Here is a 15,836-nt window from a genome sequence, read left to right on the forward strand (position 1 = left end):
GAGACAAGCGATGAACCAGGACCAGCAGAGGCCGTCGGCCGAAACCAACAACATGTTCCCGGTGGCGACCCGCATCACCGCCGGTATCGCCCTCGGCCTGCTGCTCTTTGCCGGTGCCGGCGGCTGGGCGGCGACCACGCAGCTCAGGGGTGCGATCATCGCCTCGGGAGTGATGAAGGTCGACCGGAACCTGAAATCGATCCAGCATCGCGACGGCGGCATCGTCAGCGAAATCGCTGTCAAGGAAGGCGATCAGGTCAGCAAGGGGCAGATCATGCTGCGCCTCGACGACGCCCAGACCCGCGCCGAGCTCTCGATCGTCCGCACCCAACTCGTCGAACTCACCGCCCGCCAGGCACGGCTGGTCGCCGAGCGCGACAATGTGGAGGCCATCGCCTACCCGGCGGAGCTCGAGGCCATCCTCGGCGAATTCCCGCTGGTCGCCACCGGCGAACAGAAGATGTTCGACGGCAACCGCCGCAACCGGCAGAACCAGAAACAGCAGCTGCAATATGGCATCTCGCAGCTCGAGGAAGAATTGAAGGGGCTGATCGCCCAGCGCGACGCCAAGGCTGGCGAGCTCGAACTGGTCCAGACCGAGCATGACAAGATCAAGGGACTGGCCGACAGGAAGCTGATCGACACGTCCCGCAAATATTTCATCGACCGCGAGATCGCCAAGCTGACCGGCGAGAGCGGCGAGATCCAGGCCAATATCGCCCGCTCCCGCGCCCGCATGAGCGAAATCCAGGTCCAGATCATCGCCATCGACGAGGCCGCCCGCACCGAGGCCCAGCGCGAACTCGGCATCGTCGAGCCGAAGATTTCGGAACTGAGGGAACGCCGCATCGCCGTCGAGGACCGCCTCGCCCGCACCGACATCCGCGCTCCTCTTTCAGGCACCGTCAACGAGCTCTTCGTCCACACGATCGGCGGCGTCATCACGCCTGCCGAAAAGCTGCTCACCCTCGTCCCCGCCGATGCCGCGCTGAAGATCGAGGCCCGCCTGGCGCCGACCGATATCGACCAGGTCTCGATCGGCCAGGACACCCGCATGCGCTTCTCGGCCTTCAACCAGCGCTCGACGCCGGAGCTCTCCGGAAGCATCGCCTACGTCTCCGCCGCCACCAGCACCGACCCGTCAACCGGCCAGATCTTCTACTTAGCCGACATCGCCGTCTCCTCCACCGAACTCGCCAGGCTCGGCAACCACAAACTCCTGCCCGGCATGCCGGTCGAAGTCTTCATCTCGACACAGGAGCGGACGGCGATGTCGTTTTTCACAAAGCCGCTGACGGATCAGTTCAGCCGTGCGTTTCGGGAGGAGTGAGGCTGCTTTCCCGGGCCTGCCCAGCGGGCGATGCCCCTACTGCATCGCCCGCCGCGTCACGCCTTACTCCAATCCGGCCTTGCCGAGACCGAAGGCCTTGTCGGCGGAGCCGGGGACGGCCTTGAAGGCGATGCTGGCGCGGTTCCAGGCGTTGATTGCCATGATCTGGAAGGTCAGGTCGGAGATTTCCTTTTCGGAGAGCTGGCCGCGCACCTTTTCGTAGAGCTCGTCAGGGACGCCGCCTTCGGGGAGCTTGGTGACGGCTTCAGTCCAGGCGAGAGCGGCACGCTCGCGCGGGCTGAACAGCGTCGATTCTCGCCAGGCGGCGATGTGGTAGAGGCGCAGCGGGCGCTCACCGTGGATCGTCGCTTCCTTCGAATGCATGTCGAGGCAGAAGGCGCAGCCGTTGATCTGGGAGGCGCGAATGTCGACCAGATCGAGGATGGACTGTTCGATCGCACCCTTCTTGGCATCGTTGCTGAGCGTCATCAGGCCCTTGAAGAGCTCGGGGGAGAGTTGAGCGAAATTCAGTCGCTGTGTCATGAGTTTTCATCCGTTTCTAAGGATTGAAATCGCCGGGCGGATGCGAAATCCGCCTCGTGGAACGGATCGATGGTGATCGAGCGGGCGAGGCGTGAACAGCTATACATCTGTTAGGGGCCGAGGACTTGATGGCGTCCACCGCACCCCGCCGTCCAGCAGCTCGATCGTATTGCAGTTGTAACGAGAGCCTATGTATTCCGCAGCAGAACGCCGCAGACTTCGATATCTATTTTATTGAAATAGTTATCATATTTTCAGCGCGCCCAGACGCAGCCAGACCGTTCAGGGCATCGTTTATCGCAAGCCTCAAGCAAGCCGCCATTCCTAGCGCTTGGGTTGCGCAGGCAATTCTCTTCGGCTTGCGCGGCCGGTTTTGAGGACCGCCACTTCAGCCATGAGAGCTGGTTGTGGCCGTCATTTTATGCCGCCGGCAAATCCATTTCGATCGTCGTGGCGATGCTGAAAAACGCATCGGCTACGAGCAACGTCAGACAGGAAGATTCCGATGATCTCAGCACTCTCACTCGCACTCGCACGCAGCTACAGCGCAAACCTGGCGCTCGGCATTCTCAAAGATGGCAACAGCAGCTCGAACGCCTCATCCATAGCGAGCCCTATCTCTCGCCTGCTCGGCGGTATCGATCTCGACCACAGTTCGACGGGGCTGGATGGCGGTTCGCTTTCGGTGCTGCTGCAGGCTCTGCACAATCTGAGCAACGCTGACGGGCAGGACGGCGCCGTGCGCGCGCCTGATGGCTTCATCGGCTCGAAGACCTTCATGAACGCCTTGAAGGACAAGCTCGATGGCGTAGCCGGCAACCCGATGAGCTACGTCAATTTCCAGGGGATGATGCAGGCGATGAAGGACGGAACGCTGGAGGTGACCAATCCGGCGACCGGCGAAACCGTCACCGCCTACGACCCCGCCGGCGGCAAATCCGCAGGGAAGATCGAGACTGGCGATAGCGAGTCCTGGAACACGTTTCTTCAGGATCACCTGAAGCGCGAGAGCGACGGCAGTTTCGCCAAGTCGGCTGACGGTTCCTATATCGACGCCAAGACGGGCGGGAATGCCTATTTCGAGAAGGTCGGCGGCGATTACTACTACTTCACCTGGCCGGGCAAAATGTCCGCCGATGTCTGAGACAGGGGATCGAAAGAGGGGCGGAATTTCCCCTCTTTCGAGGCCACCCTGTTCAGGATCCGGCCATGATCGAGGCAATGAAATCGGTAAAGACCTGCAGGCGAAGGCTGGGCATCTTGCCCGACGCATGGATCGCCTGAAGCGGAACGGTGCCGAGCGGTATACCGGGCAAGGGTTCGACAAGCAGGCCGCGATCGATGTCGTCCTGGACGATGCGTTTGATCAAATAGGCGGCGCCTACCCCTGAAACCGCGGCATCGCGAATGGCGGTTGCAGAATCGAGATCCAATTTCCCCTGCGGCACAAGGTCGCTCCCGTCAGGCAGCGGGATCGGATAGGGCACGCCAGCAATGACGTAGCGCACGAATGGCAGCTCGCGCAGATCGCCCGGCGCGCTCATCTTCCGATGACGGGCGAGAAAGGCAGGCGATGCGACGATCGCCATGTCGAGATGCGCCAGCGTCCGGCACATCAGGCCGGATTGAGCGGTGCCGCCAACCCGGAAGGCCACGTCGTAATTTTCGCGCAGAAGATCGACGGCCCTGTCGGTCATCCCGATTTCCAGCGAGATTTCCGGATACCGCGGCATGAACTCGTCGACGACGCGCTGCAGGATCATCCGGCCAAGTTCACTCGGCAGGCTGACACGCAGATGCCCGGCCGGCTCCAGGTGCGATCGTGTGGCGTCGGCGGCAGCGTCGATGCCCTCGAGAAGTGGCGAAATCCTTTCGTAGAAAGCCTCGCCTTCCGGCGTCATCGCCAATAGCCGCGTCGAGCGCCTGAAGAGGCTGGCACCAAGCAGCTGTTCCAGCCGGGACACGCTCTTCGAAACCGAGGACGGCGTGGTGCCCAGGCTTTTCGCGGCAGCGCTGAAGGACCCTGCCCTCACCGTTCGAACAAAGGCTACCAGTCCGGCGGTTTCATTCAGCAGGCTTTGCATCTTCAGCTGTGACTCTCATGACCGCGCTATGCGGCTCACTGTGCGGTGTGGAACATCGCCCTTATGGCATGGACGAGGTCGGTCCTGCCATGTGCTTTCGCTGCGGACACATCCTTGTGCTCGGCCGCTGCCGGAGATTTCTGCGCCAGACGTTTTGAAAGGCTCATCGCCAGTTCCGGCCGCTCGCCCATCAGGGCTTCAAAGGCAGCTTTCGGGATTTCGTAGACGCTCGCCCGCGTCAGTGCCTTGACGGCACAGGCCTCCGGCCTGCTGGTGAGGACCTCCAACGCGCCAAAACAATCGCCGGGCGCAAGGCGCAGGGCATCCTCGCCGTCATGCATGAAGGCGAGGATGCCGGTGCGGACCACCATCAGCCCGGTAGCGACGCCGCCCTGTTCCACGATGATCTCACCGGCCCCAAAACTCCTTTTGACCGCCAGCGCCGCCAATGCCTCCCGCTCCTCGGCATTCAATTCGGAGAACTGGGGATTGGAACTGAGCAGGATTTCGAAGGAGGTTTCCGGCAGCGCGGCAATCTGCTCTCCACCCAGCAATGCCGTTCCCAAGGGTGCCGCCAGGGAGAGGCCGTTGGCGGCGCAATGGCGGTAGATCAGATCGATCACCTCGCTGCGTGCAGCACCTCGCTGCATCGGTCCGGCAACCTGGAAATAAAGCTCCACCTCGATCGCCGCGGCACTGATGCTGCCGACGATGGCGGCCGGTGCGGGCTCGTGGAGAATGCAATTGCAGCTTCCGAGAACATCGCGCATCACATCGGCGACAAATCGCGGCCGGCGCGTCGGCAGAACCCGGACCGCCACCATGAGCTGATGATTTTCATCCGGCTTGCTGACATTGGTCAGCGACTGCCTGGCGAGCACGCTGTTCGGCAGGACGACCAGATTGTGGGCGAAGGTCAGCAGATAGGTCGAGCGCCAGTTGCTGGCGACGACCCGGCCCTCGGTGCCATCGCCAAGCACGATCCAGTCGCCGATGGCGTAGGGCCGTCCGAGCGTGAGCGCGATGCCCGAGAAGACGTCACCGAGCGTATTCTGCAACGCCAGACCGAGGATGACGGCAATGAGGCCGGAGGTTGCCAGCAGCGTTCCGATCGGGACACCGAAGACAAAGGCCATGATCGAGAGCAGCACGCCGAGATAGACGATCGCGACGATCAGATCCTGCAGCAGGCGCGCCTCGCGCGGGCGGCCGTCGAGCACGATGTAGATGCGCACAAATCCGATCGTCGCCCAGGAGAGGTGCGTCCACCAGAGGATCTTTGCGGCGACGACCAGACTGCCGAGACCATCGAGATGCGGGGCGTCGAAGCGGAAAGGGTTCAGTCCGGCAAGCGTAACGGCAAAGGTCATTGCCAGGAAGAAGATGATCTGCACGATGAGGCGCGCCGTCGGCCTCGAACGTCCCTGGAGATGCCATATGACGATCCCCGCCACGCCCAGAAGATTGATCAGAACGAACATCAGGAATGTCTGTTGCGGCATTAGGTTCTCGCTGCAGAATTGGGATTGCCCGCTCGCAAGCCTGCAGACATCAGGCGGGCGCCCGCGAAAATATCAGTGGGGTTTGCGGGCGCCTACTAAACCTGTTGGTAGGTTTCCATGAGCAGCGTTGCCGTCCATCATCATCGATTTCCGCGCGTGCCCTTATGCCCGAGAATGACAAATGCAACGTCTTTGCGGGCCTGATGGAGGATTTCCCGCTGTGTCCGGGGCATCGAAGGCGTTATAACTTCGGGAAATTCTGATGAAGCCTGGCAGCGCCTTTGCCGAAAGGCCGCAGTAAGGTTTCTGTGATGCCGGTCGATTGCCGTTGCCTGCGGTGGCGCGCCGGAAGGCTCGTGCGTTCGCCTGTGAAAGACGCATTTCCCTGTTGAATTGCAATGAGATAGCAAACGTTAGTTTACTTGTCTGGGGCGCGGAACCTATTAGGATGAATGGTGAACTGGCCACCTTATTCGGTTGGAGGACCTGACAATGGCAGCCGCTGCCAGAAGTGCCGAGCCTGTGTTGCCGCCTCGGCAGATCGTTCACATCGTCGAGGACGATGAACAATTGCGGCTTTCCTTGCTGGACCTGTTTCAATCGCTGGACATGCCGGCCGATGCCTTCGAGAGCGGCGCGGACTTCTTCGCCCGCGCGCCGCAAGACCTTGGCGGCTGCATTCTTCTGGACGTCAGGCTGCCCGGCGCCAACGGCATCGAGTTCCAGAGCGAGCTCGATGCCAAGGGATACCAGGTCCCCATCGTCTTCATGACGGCGCATGGCGACGTTGCCACCAGCGTTCACGCGATGAAGGCTGGCGCCATAGACTTCCTTCAAAAGCCGCTGAGGACCGAGGAACTGCTGGAAGCCATCCAATCGGCCTTCGCGATCGACGCCGGGCGGCAGCAAGCGCGGCTGAAACGCCAGACCGTGCGCGACCGGGCATCGAGCCTCACCCCGCGCGAGACGCAGGTCATGGGACTTGTCACAAGCGGGCTGATGAACAAGCAGATCGCTTTCGAGCTCGGGATCAGCGAGATCATGGTCAAACTCCACAGAGGCAGCATGATGAGAAAGATGAAGGCCGGGTCACTCGCCGAACTTGTCCGCCAGTTCGAACTTCTTCACTGACCTGAGCGTTCCCATGAAGCCCTTGTATCACCTGATCTGAGGTTCGATGCAGCCCAACCCCCACACCACAGTCGCTATCGTCGATGACGACCATTTCCTTCGGGAATCGTTGCGCGACTTCTTCGATGCGATGGGCATCGACAGCGTCGTCCACGGATCGGCTGATGCGTTCCTCGCCTCCGGCGACATCGCGCGCGTACAATGCGTTCTCGCCGATCTGAAAATGCCGGGCACGAACGGCATGGATCTGCTGCGCAAGATCGTCGCCCTGGGCGGGCCGCCGGTCTGTATCATGACCTCCTTTGCCGACAGCTATACGCGGAAAATGGCTCAATCCTGCGGAGCAGCGGGCTTTATTGAAAAGCCGATCGATGCAGCCAGCCTGCTCGAATTCATCTCGAAGTCGAATTGCGGCTGAACCGCCAACCGGCCCGTCAAGCCGAACGCACGTATAGATGCTCAACGCAGCACCTCATGCCTAAATCCCGGGAGTAACGCGGCCGCCATCAGTGCGCCGCGCTGCGCTACACCCTGAAAGGAGTTCAGCATGTTCACCCGAGCCCTCTTGATCTTGACCGCTGCCATCATGCCAGCGCAGATCACCAACGCTGCCGACACGACGAAAAAGGCAAAGATCTCCGTTGTCTTCGACCATCCGCTTCCCAACGTACCCGGCAAGAGCATGCGCGGCGTGCTGGTGGAATATGGCCCCGGCGGCTCTTCGGCGGCCCACATCCACCCCCATTCCGCCTTCATCTATGCGACCGTGCTCGAAGGCGCGATCCGCAGCAAGGTGAATGACGACCCTGAGAAGGTCTATCACAAGGGTGAGAACTTCTCGGAGCTGCCGGGCGACAAACATGGTGTCAGCGCCAATGCGAGCGATACCGAGCCGGCGCAGCTGCTGGCTGTCTTCGTCGTCGATACGGACGAGACGCAGCTGGTTACCGACATCAAGCAATAGCAACGATGGGCTGCGCTGCCGCGCTAGCGGCGGCGCGGCCTATCGTCCAGGATCACGTGGCTCTCGAACCTGTAGCCCGCTCCGCGCGCGGTCCTGATCAGCTGCGGGTTCGCGGGATCGAGCTCGACTTTCCGCCTCAGCCGCAGGATCAATGCATCCAGGCTTCTGTCGAAGATTTCCTCCGAGTTGACCCGGCTGGCTGCCAGCAACTGCTCTCGCGAAAGCACCTTCCGGGGCGCCCGCAGAAAAGCCACAAGCAGATTGAACTCCGCCACCGTCAATTTCACATCGGCGGCGCCGGGCCGGCAGAGGTTCCTCTGGCGTACCCAAAGCGTGCATCCCGCGAAGGAGTAGGATCGCATATCGCGATCCATGCGCGGCAGCGGCTTCTCGCGCATCGCGGCCCGGAGACGGGCCACGAACTCCCGATGCGCGAGCGGCTTGGTGATGTAATCCGCCGCCCCCGCCTCCAGCCCGCGCACCTTGTCGTCTTCTTCTATGCGGCTGCCGCTGAGGATAACGATCGGCACTGCCACGCGGGCCGCCAGCCGTCTCACCATCTCGAACTCGTCATTGGCGTTGACGTCGATGACCAGGAGATCGGGTTCGATGCCTGGCAGGAGTTGCTGCAGCTCCTGGAACGACGCGGCTTCGCTCACTTGAAAAGCGGCCTCAACCAGATAGCCGCTGAGGCCATGGCGTGCGGGGGCATCGGTATCAAGCACTACCACGTGCTTCATCGCATTCTCCGTCGGGTTGCAACGGAGGTATAGGCGGGTGGCCAAGTTGGGCCAATAATAACCGCCAGTTTTTTCGAGTATTCGGCACTAACTTCAGTATAGGTTTTCGCAAGAGCGGCATACCGTTACCATCCGGAAAGCCCTATGCCGCACGCCTCTGCCGCCGCACGCACCACAAATTGTCGGCAACAAAACCAATGTATAGTTCATAAGCAATAATATAAATCGTAAATAAAATTGCCGGATTACTGATCGTAATAGCAATTATTATTGTCGACCGGCTTGATCTCAACGATTCATTGATTAGGAGACAAGCATGGATGCTCATTCCATCACATCGACGCGCCGGAATATCATGACGGGCACGTTGGGGCTCGCCGCGGCAGCGGCAACCCTGACGGCACAACCCGCCGAGGCCGCGAAGAACGGCAAGGTAGCAGCCGAGCGCTCGGGCGGCAACTACGTGACATCGGCCGACGGGACCGAGATCTTCTACAAGGACTGGGGTCCAAAGGACGCGCAGCCGATCGTCTTCCATCACGGTTGGCCGCTGAGCAGCGACGACTGGGACGCGCAGATGATCTTCTTCCTCGACAAGGGCTTCCGCGTCGTCGCCCATGATCGCCGCGGCCACGGCCGCTCGGCGCAGGTCAGCGGCGGCCATGACATGGACCATTATGCGGCCGATGCCGCAGCCGTCGCAAACCATCTCGATCTGCGCAACGCGGTTCACGTCGGCCACTCGACCGGCGGCGGCGAGGCGACGCGCTATGTCGCCCGCCACGGCAAGGGCCGCGTCTCCAAGCTCGTGCTCATCGGTGCGGTTCCGCCGCTCATGCTGAAGACCCCCGCCAATCCCGGCGGCATTCCGATCGAGGTCTTCGACGGGCTGCGGGCGACGCTGGCGGCCAACAGAAGCCAGTTCTACACCGATTTCCCAAGCGGCCCGTTCTACGGCTTTAATCGCCCGGGCGCGACGTTGCAGGAATCGACCGTTCGCAACTGGTGGCGCCAGGGTATGGCGGGCGGTATCAACGCCCACTATCTCGGGATCAAGGCCTTTTCCGAGACCGACTTCACCGAGGACCTTAAGGTCATCGACGTACCGGCACTTGTGCTCCACGGCGAAGACGACCAGATCGTACCGGTGGCGGATTCCGCCGTCCTGTCTTCGAAGCTTCTGAAGAGGGCGACGCTGAAGATCTACAAGGGCCTGCCGCATGGCATGGCGACGACCCATGCCGATATCGTCAATGCCGACATCCTGAGCTTCATCAACGGATGATCGGCAAGGGGCGCTGCCGCCGGCGCCCCGTCCTTCCGCAAGTGCATACATCACCAATGAAAAAGCATCCGGCTCGGCAGGGCGCTGAACCGGATGCTTTTCGTTGAATGCGGGAAATGCCGGAGGCGCGAGCCTCCGGAGGATGCTCAGTGCGCCCGCGGCGGCGGCGTCGCGGTCTTCACCCATTCGGAATACGAGACCTTGCCAAGCCAGGCGGCGGAGGCGGGCACCAGGCTGCTGTCGTCAAGGATCGCGCCGAAATAGCGCGTCTGGCGGTCGACGACGATCTCGCGGGCATCACCGATCTGACGAAGATATTTGCCGACGGCATCGGCCATGCGGATCTTCTCGGGGCCGGCAATCTCCACCGTCTTGTTGAGCGGCACGCCGAGAACGAAATCGACGAGCGCGTCGGCGACGTCTTCCGAGAAGATCGGCTGCATCATGGCCGGCGAAAGATGGACTTTATCGCCCTGCGCACCAGACTGGGCAATGCCGAACATGAACTCGAAAAACTGCGTCGAATGGACCAGCGTGTAGGGAATGCCGGATTCCTTGATGATCTTCTCCTGCGCCAGCTTTGCGCGCAGATAGCCGCTTTCGGGAAGCCGGTCGGTGCCGACCACGGAAAGTGCCAGGTGATGCTTGACGCCGGCTGCCGTCTCGGCCGCCATGAGGTTGCGCCCCGATTTCTGGAAGAACTCCATGACCGCCTTGTCCTCGAAAGACGGCGAGTTGGCGAGGTCGACGACGACCTGTGCACCGGCAAACGCCTCGGCAAGCCCCTCACCGGTGATGGTGTTGACGCCCGACGACGGCGAAGCCGCGACGACTTCGTGCCCCTTGGCCTGAAGCCGCTTGACCAATTTCGAACCGATCAGCCCGGTTCCGCCAATAACGACGATCTTCATGACTCGCTCCTTTTGAAGAATTCTCGAGAAAGGCGCGACCGCGCAGCTGCGCCGGCCGGCCCGCGTGAGGTCCTTTCCTGGACCTCGGACAAGCCTATGGAATTGCCGGTGGCGGCATAGACAAACGTTGGTTGGGGGCAGCGCCGCCCGGCATCGGCCCCGCCCCAACCAAGGTTTACTTACGGGAACCGGTCCATTCACATATTCTGAAATGGATCAGCAAGCCGCTGCTGATCCAGGGTGGCCGTTCCCTCCCGCCCTGCTCGTGGATGGCAGTCCTCGACCTGGGGTACCCTTCCCCACCCCCCAGCCATCCCCTCTGGAACCGCCCCTTCCCCTCCCGGGGGCGGTTCCCTTTCGGGATGCCGCAGACTTCAGCCGCGCTGAAGCTGTTCGGCCTTTCGAACGAGATCCGCAAGCGAACGGCTCTGCATCTTGCGCATCAGGCTCATGCGATGAAGCTTCACCGTCATCTCGCTGATGCCGAGCTCATAGGCGACCTGCTTGTTCATCAGCCCGCTGACCACCGCCGACATCACTTCCTTCTCGCGCGGGGTCAGGGTGTCGGCGAGTGCCCGGATGCGCCCGTATTCCGCATCCGTCTTGCGCCGTTCGGAATCCAAACGGATCGCATGATCCACCGCATCGAGCAGGTCCTGGGAGGCGAAAGGCTTGGTGATGAAATCCGTGGCGCCCGCCTTCATTGCCTTCACGCTCGCCGCGATGTCGGCATGCCCTGTCAGAAAGATCACCGGCAGACGGCTTCCCGCCAACGAGAGATGCTGCTGCAGGTCGAGTCCGGTTCCGCCGGGCATCCTGAGATCAACGACGAGGCAGCCCGGCGCACTGATATCGGCCATCTCCAGGAATTCCGGACCGTTCGAAAAGGCGCTGGCCCGCTTCTTGGTGACCAGGAAAAGATCGAGAAGGGATTCCCGCATGTCTTCGTCATCGTCGACGACATAGACGATCGGCTCGGCGGAGAGCTCTGCGCTGGATTGGACGTTTTGCATGACATGACCCCGGTTGCCTGGTTCGGAAACATCCTCCGCACCGGGTTTTGCTGGCCCAGGGTGGCGTCGAATGTCGCCGCCGGTTTTGTACCACTGAAGCGATGCGCCGTGAGGGTAAACCTTGGTTTAGGTTGGCGGGCAGCAAGATCAGGTCAACCCAACACTTCGTTTAGTCGAACACCGGCACCAAATGCCTATCATCCATCGATATCAGATGGATGGAGATGGAAATGAGAGCAACGGTGATTGGCGCCAGCGGCGCCATGGGCTCCAAGATCGTCCGCGGCCTGGAGCGCGACGGGTTCGATGTCGTGGCCGCATCGACGAAAACCGGCGTCAATGCCTATACCGGCGAAGGCCTGGCAGCGGCGCTCGCTGGCGCCGATATCGTGATCGACGTCACCAATTCCGGTTCTTTCGGCCAGGGAAACGCCCTCGACTTCTTCCGGCAGGCTGGCAGAAACATCCTCGCTGCGGCGCGCTCCTCCGGCATCAGGCACTATATGGCTCTCTCGGCCGTCGGCACTGACAGGCTTGTCGAGAACGACTATTTCCGCGCAAAACTGGTGCAGGAAAACCTGATCCGCTCATCGGGGCTACCCTACACGATCGTCCGATCGACGCAGTTCTTCGAGTTCTTTAGCGGGATCGTCAACGACTATGCGGTCGACGGTGTACTGGCATTGCCTTCACTCGTCGTCCGCCCGGTTTCCGCCGATGAGGCTGCAAGCTGGATCGCCAAGCTCGCCAGCGGCGAGCCTCACAACGCCATCGTCGAGCTTGGCGGGCCGGAAGCAATCGATCTTGCTGATCTGGCTCGGGAATTGCTGACGGCGACGGAAGATGCGCGGCCTGTCAGCCTAGCGCCCACACCTCTGTATTTCGGTGTGGAGCTGTCGCGGGATGGCATGCTGCCGGTCAACCAGATGCTATCGGGCAAACTGTCGTTTCACGACTGGCTCTCGAGAAGCATGGCTGCAGCCTGACAGCGTGACGCAATGAAGGCGGCGCTTGGGGCGCCGCCTTGCTGTCTCAGGGACTAGATCGAAACTCGGGCCTCGCCATCGGCATAGCCGGTGCGAAACTTCTGCCTGCAGGCCCACACCGTTGCGGCGATCCCGAACAGCGCCGGCATGCTGACGGCCGGAAAGTCGCGAAGAAGGACCGACGACGAGCATATGCCGACCGCGACTTCCCAGAGGTGGAAGAAGGCATGCGCCATCAGCCACAGCGTCGCCGCCGCCCAGAGTTCGATACGCCGCTCCTCGCGAAACCAGCCGACCGCGAAAGCAAGGGCGATAAAGCCCTGGATAATGCCGATGTCGCGGATGAAATGCTGGTTGAAGAAGCCCGTATCCGTGACGCCGGGCACGAAATAGTACCATCCCTCGGGATCATAGAGCATGTAGACCGCCAGCCACCCGGCCAGGAGGACATTGAACCAGACCATGACGAAGACGGCGTATTTGAGCGCTTTCATTTCTTGCCTCCTGCTTTCGATAAAGCAGAAGGCTAACACCGGGTGAGCGTACAGACTGCCCAAACGAAGGTTTGGGCTTTCGGCCTCTGGTCAGGTGAGCGACATCCCGCCATCGACGAAGAGTTCCAGCCCGTTGACGAAGGATCCGGTCGCCAGAAACAGTGCCGCATGCGCCAGCTCTCCCGGTGCCCCCATTCGTCCGGCCGGAATGAGACCCGCCATCTGGCGCTCGAAACCCGGACGGTCCGCCTCGCTGACGCCGAGTTTGCCGAGGATCTCCGTTTCGACCGGCCCGGGTGTCAGGATATTCACCCGGATCTTGCGTTCCCTGAATTCGAGAGCCCAGTTCTTGGCGAAGGCCGCCAGCGCCGCCTTCGATCCGGCATAGACGGTATGCTGCGGCAGAACCTTCGTCGCCGCGAGCGAGCTGGTGACGATGATGCTGCCGCCATCCCGGATGATCGGCGCCATGGTCTGCACGCCGAAGAAGACGCCGCGCGTGTTGACCGCGAAATGGCGGTCATATTCCTCTTCCGTCACCACCGAGGACGAGGAGAGATTGATGACACCGGCATTCGCCATATAGATATCGACAGCCCCGAACCGTTCGCTAACCTCGTTCGCCAGCCGGCGATGGTGCTCGATGCTGGCGACATCGCCGCAAATGCCGATAGCACCGTTTCCGATCTCTTCGATCGCCGCATCGACGACATCCTGCCGCCGGCCGGTGATCACCACCTTTGCGCCCTGGCGGGCGAAGAGCTTTGCCGTTTCCTTGCCGATACCGCTGTTTCCGCCGGTAATGACCGCCACTTTGTCCTGAAGCATTTTCATCGTCTATCTCCTTGATATCGGGCCAGAGATAGATGCCGAAGCGCCAGCGGATTAGCCCATTGCCGGGAACAAGAGGTGTTCCCGGCAATGCGGAATGGGTCTGCAACGCCCTCCGGAGCAATTGCGTTACAGTTGTAACGCAAGGCCTGAATACACGTTTTCAGCAAGGTTGAAGCAAGCCGCGCTTTTCAGATTGTGCCGCGTCCCACCACGCCAACCAAGGATCGACACAATGCGCGTAGGCTCCGAAAACCCTATCTTCAGCCTCTTTATGCCGAAGGGGCACAAGGCCCCCTCGATCGCTGACGAGAAGATCGATTTCAAACCCGTCAATCCTCCGAAAGCACCCGCCGTCAAATCCGACGAGGAACTGCTGGCCGATCTCTACGACCGGACCGCGCAGCAGCTGATCGACGACGCCGACGTCAACGACGACGGAATGGTCAGCAAGGATGAATATATGGCGGCCCAGAAGCGCCTTGCCGACATGGACAAGAGAATATTCGATCCGGTTTCGACCGAGGAACGCTGGGAGAAATTCGACCCGACCGGCAAAGGGACGCTCGACAAATCCGAGGTCATCGAAGGGCTGAAAAAGGTACTGCCGCTTGGCATCGGTCACCTCGACCAGGCGCAAGCTGACGCCATTCGCTTCAGACCGCCGACCCGCGCTTGATCTGCGCAGCCGCAAAAAGGGGCTGCTTTCTTGAGCGGCCCCTCATGCCCATGAAACCCTTGTATAGGATGCGCATGGTGGCTTCGTGCTGCAAAGTGAGCGCAGGTCGAGTTCCGCGGCCAGAAACCTCAGGCTGTACAGAGGCAAGCAACGGTGGCCCTCGCGTCTTCCGAAACCTACAGGCGAGAGCAAGCTGCCGGTCCGCACCGGATGCCGCAGTTCAGACTGCAGTTCCTCCTGGATGGCAAGCTGTTTCTGACGCGGATCTGGTCTGCGGTTCCCGATATCGGTCAGCGCGTCATGTTCCCATCAGCAGACGGGTCCGGCCTGTTCAAGGTCATCGACGTCCTCTGGGGCGACACTGAAGCGGAAGACATGATGAGCGCCTACATCAGCCTGATCCGTTCGCCCGGCTGATACGCGATGCAGCTCAGATTGGATGTCGCCGTTTCGAGCCAAGCCATGCTAATTTGACGACGAATAGCAGAGAGATTTAGCCGGGGGCCGGCGGCAGATCGCCCGCCTCATTGCTCGGTTGGGGCGGTCAATTATGATGATGCCAGTTCTTTGGCAATTCCCGCAGGTTTGTCCGGTACCGCCCGCATGATGGATACGACTGTTCTGATCGACCTTGATGCCCTGCAGGCGGCAAAAGCCGTCGAGCGCATCGTCGGCAACGCCTGGGCGACGGACGCCGACGGCGCCTTCATCTACGTGACACCGGCCGCGCTGACATTCCTCGGCCTGACCCTTGACGATATCAACGCCGCCTCGAACGAAGACAGCTTCGGCTGGAAGCGCGCCATCCATCCTGAAGACTATGACGAGGCGGCCGCGATGTGGCGGCGTTGCCTGCAGACCGGGGAGCAATACAGCGTCCTGCACCGGATGCTGCGGGCGACCGGAGGCTATGGATGGGCGCGCAGCACCGGGCAGCCGCTCTTTGACAGCGCCGGAGCGATCACAGGCTGGTATGGCACGGTGATCGATGCCGAGGTCATCCCGATCGCCGAACCCCCGCTGTCGATGGCGAAGCCGCCCTCTACGGAACTCAACCAGCCAGAAGCTCTCTCCGACATGGCGACGGTCCATCCCCACGATCGCCCGACGGTCGAGCAGGCGACCGCAAGGGCATTCTTCCATGGCGTCCCCCAGGTCAGCAGTTACCGCCAGCTTCAGCCGGACGGCAGCTATCGCTGGGTCGATTTTCGGGTCGAACCGGAGAATGGCGCCAGCATCACTGTCGAACCCGCCATCGCCCGGCAGGGAGAACACTGGACGACGGCGGATTTTCTCGGCGAGACCACCGAAGCCGTCAAGGCCGCGCGCACCATCGAGAGCCT

Annotated in this window: 17 protein-coding genes and 1 pseudogene; 10 read left to right on the top strand and 8 right to left on the bottom strand. The window is 61.4% G+C overall.

The genetic code is table 11. The features are described from left to right. Nucleotides 1-10 precede the first annotated feature (10 nt). Nucleotides 11-1,330: an HlyD family type I secretion periplasmic adaptor subunit gene (locus ACQZ5H_RS31405; protein ID WP_449100063.1), complete on the top strand. Its 1,320-nt coding sequence runs from the start codon at nt 11-13 to the stop codon at nt 1,328-1,330. Nucleotides 1,331-1,393: 63 nt separating this feature from the next. On the opposite strand, the gene ACQZ5H_RS31410 is transcribed toward ACQZ5H_RS31405, so the two are convergent. Further along, on the bottom strand, nt 1,394-1,873 hold the full coding sequence (locus ACQZ5H_RS31410; RefSeq protein ID WP_449100064.1) for a carboxymuconolactone decarboxylase family protein: 480 nt from the start codon (nt 1,871-1,873) through the stop codon (nt 1,394-1,396). 505 nt (nt 1,874-2,378) lie between these two features. Here ACQZ5H_RS31410 and ACQZ5H_RS31415 point away from each other — a divergent pair. Next, a complete protein-coding gene (locus tag ACQZ5H_RS31415; protein WP_449100065.1) occupies nt 2,379-3,017 on the top strand; it encodes a hypothetical protein in 639 nt (212 codons plus the stop codon). A gap of 52 nt (nt 3,018-3,069) precedes the next feature. Here ACQZ5H_RS31415 and ACQZ5H_RS31420 read toward each other — a convergent pair whose 3' ends face one another. Continuing rightward, on the bottom strand, nt 3,070-3,957 hold the full coding sequence (locus tag ACQZ5H_RS31420) for a LysR family transcriptional regulator (RefSeq protein ID WP_449100066.1): 888 nt from the start codon (nt 3,955-3,957) through the stop codon (nt 3,070-3,072). A 35-nt stretch (nt 3,958-3,992) separates the two neighbouring features. Continuing rightward, entirely contained in the window at nt 3,993-5,459 is a 1,467-nt protein-coding gene (locus ACQZ5H_RS31425; RefSeq protein ID WP_112719985.1) for a mechanosensitive ion channel family protein, read from the bottom strand. A 492-nt stretch (nt 5,460-5,951) separates the two neighbouring features. Between ACQZ5H_RS31425 and ACQZ5H_RS31430 the strand changes: the two genes are divergently transcribed. The 3 genes from ACQZ5H_RS31430 (at nt 5,952) to ACQZ5H_RS31440 (ending at nt 7,554) form a co-directional block, all read left to right on the top strand. Then, nucleotides 5,952-6,590, top strand: a complete 639-nt coding sequence (locus tag ACQZ5H_RS31430) for a response regulator transcription factor (protein WP_449100067.1) — start codon at nt 5,952-5,954, stop codon at nt 6,588-6,590. 46 nt (nt 6,591-6,636) lie between these two features. Next, nucleotides 6,637-7,008 (top strand): response regulator transcription factor, encoded by a 372-nt coding sequence (locus ACQZ5H_RS31435; RefSeq protein ID WP_449100068.1) that lies wholly within the window; start codon nt 6,637-6,639, stop codon nt 7,006-7,008. A 129-nt stretch (nt 7,009-7,137) separates the two neighbouring features. Continuing rightward, on the top strand, nt 7,138-7,554 hold the full coding sequence (locus tag ACQZ5H_RS31440) for a cupin domain-containing protein (RefSeq protein WP_130284122.1): 417 nt from the start codon (nt 7,138-7,140) through the stop codon (nt 7,552-7,554). A gap of 23 nt (nt 7,555-7,577) precedes the next feature. Here the strand turns inward: ACQZ5H_RS31440 and ACQZ5H_RS31445 are convergent, their stop codons facing one another. Next, nucleotides 7,578-8,294, bottom strand: coding sequence for a winged helix-turn-helix domain-containing protein (locus tag ACQZ5H_RS31445; protein ID WP_449100069.1), 717 nt, complete (start codon nt 8,292-8,294; stop codon nt 7,578-7,580). Nucleotides 8,295-8,610: 316 nt separating this feature from the next. Between ACQZ5H_RS31445 and ACQZ5H_RS31450 the strand changes: the two genes are divergently transcribed. Beyond that, on the top strand, nt 8,611-9,579 hold the full coding sequence (locus ACQZ5H_RS31450; protein ID WP_449100070.1) for an alpha/beta fold hydrolase: 969 nt from the start codon (nt 8,611-8,613) through the stop codon (nt 9,577-9,579). A 146-nt stretch (nt 9,580-9,725) separates the two neighbouring features. Here ACQZ5H_RS31450 and ACQZ5H_RS31455 read toward each other — a convergent pair whose 3' ends face one another. Together ACQZ5H_RS31455 and ACQZ5H_RS31460 are read right to left on the bottom strand one after the other, a co-directional pair. Further along, a complete protein-coding gene (locus ACQZ5H_RS31455) occupies nt 9,726-10,490 on the bottom strand; it encodes an SDR family oxidoreductase (protein ID WP_449100071.1) in 765 nt (254 codons plus the stop codon). 374 nt (nt 10,491-10,864) lie between these two features. Beyond that, entirely contained in the window at nt 10,865-11,503 is a 639-nt protein-coding gene (locus tag ACQZ5H_RS31460) for a response regulator transcription factor (RefSeq protein ID WP_449100072.1), read from the bottom strand. A 230-nt stretch (nt 11,504-11,733) separates the two neighbouring features. Here ACQZ5H_RS31460 and ACQZ5H_RS31465 point away from each other — a divergent pair, with 230 nt between their 5' ends. Then, on the top strand, nt 11,734-12,489 hold the full coding sequence (locus ACQZ5H_RS31465; protein ID WP_449100073.1) for an SDR family oxidoreductase: 756 nt from the start codon (nt 11,734-11,736) through the stop codon (nt 12,487-12,489). A 53-nt stretch (nt 12,490-12,542) separates the two neighbouring features. Here the strand turns inward: ACQZ5H_RS31465 and ACQZ5H_RS31470 are convergent, their stop codons facing one another. Both ACQZ5H_RS31470 and ACQZ5H_RS31475 read right to left on the bottom strand, forming a co-directional pair. Then, entirely contained in the window at nt 12,543-12,983 is a 441-nt protein-coding gene (locus tag ACQZ5H_RS31470) for a hypothetical protein (RefSeq protein WP_199627759.1), read from the bottom strand. 90 nt (nt 12,984-13,073) lie between these two features. Then, nucleotides 13,074-13,817: an SDR family oxidoreductase gene (locus ACQZ5H_RS31475; RefSeq protein ID WP_112719975.1), complete on the bottom strand. Its 744-nt coding sequence runs from the start codon at nt 13,815-13,817 to the stop codon at nt 13,074-13,076. A 232-nt stretch (nt 13,818-14,049) separates the two neighbouring features. Here ACQZ5H_RS31475 and ACQZ5H_RS31480 point away from each other — a divergent pair, with 232 nt between their 5' ends. The 3 genes and pseudogenes from ACQZ5H_RS31480 to ACQZ5H_RS31490 form a co-directional block, all read left to right on the top strand. Further along, the gene (locus ACQZ5H_RS31480) at nt 14,050-14,493 is read left to right on the top strand and encodes an EF-hand domain-containing protein (protein ID WP_449100074.1); all 444 of its coding nucleotides are present in this window, start codon (nt 14,050-14,052) and stop codon (nt 14,491-14,493) included. 210 nt (nt 14,494-14,703) lie between these two features. Continuing rightward, nucleotides 14,704-14,910: a hypothetical protein gene (locus ACQZ5H_RS31485; protein WP_449100075.1), complete on the top strand. Its 207-nt coding sequence runs from the start codon at nt 14,704-14,706 to the stop codon at nt 14,908-14,910. Between the two features lie 189 nt (nt 14,911-15,099). After that, a pseudogene (locus ACQZ5H_RS31490) lies at nt 15,100-15,705 on the top strand (PAS domain-containing protein); the annotation flags it as partial. Nucleotides 15,706-15,836 lie beyond the last annotated feature (131 nt).

This window comes from Rhizobium sp. 21-4511-3d (genome assembly GCF_053522545.1).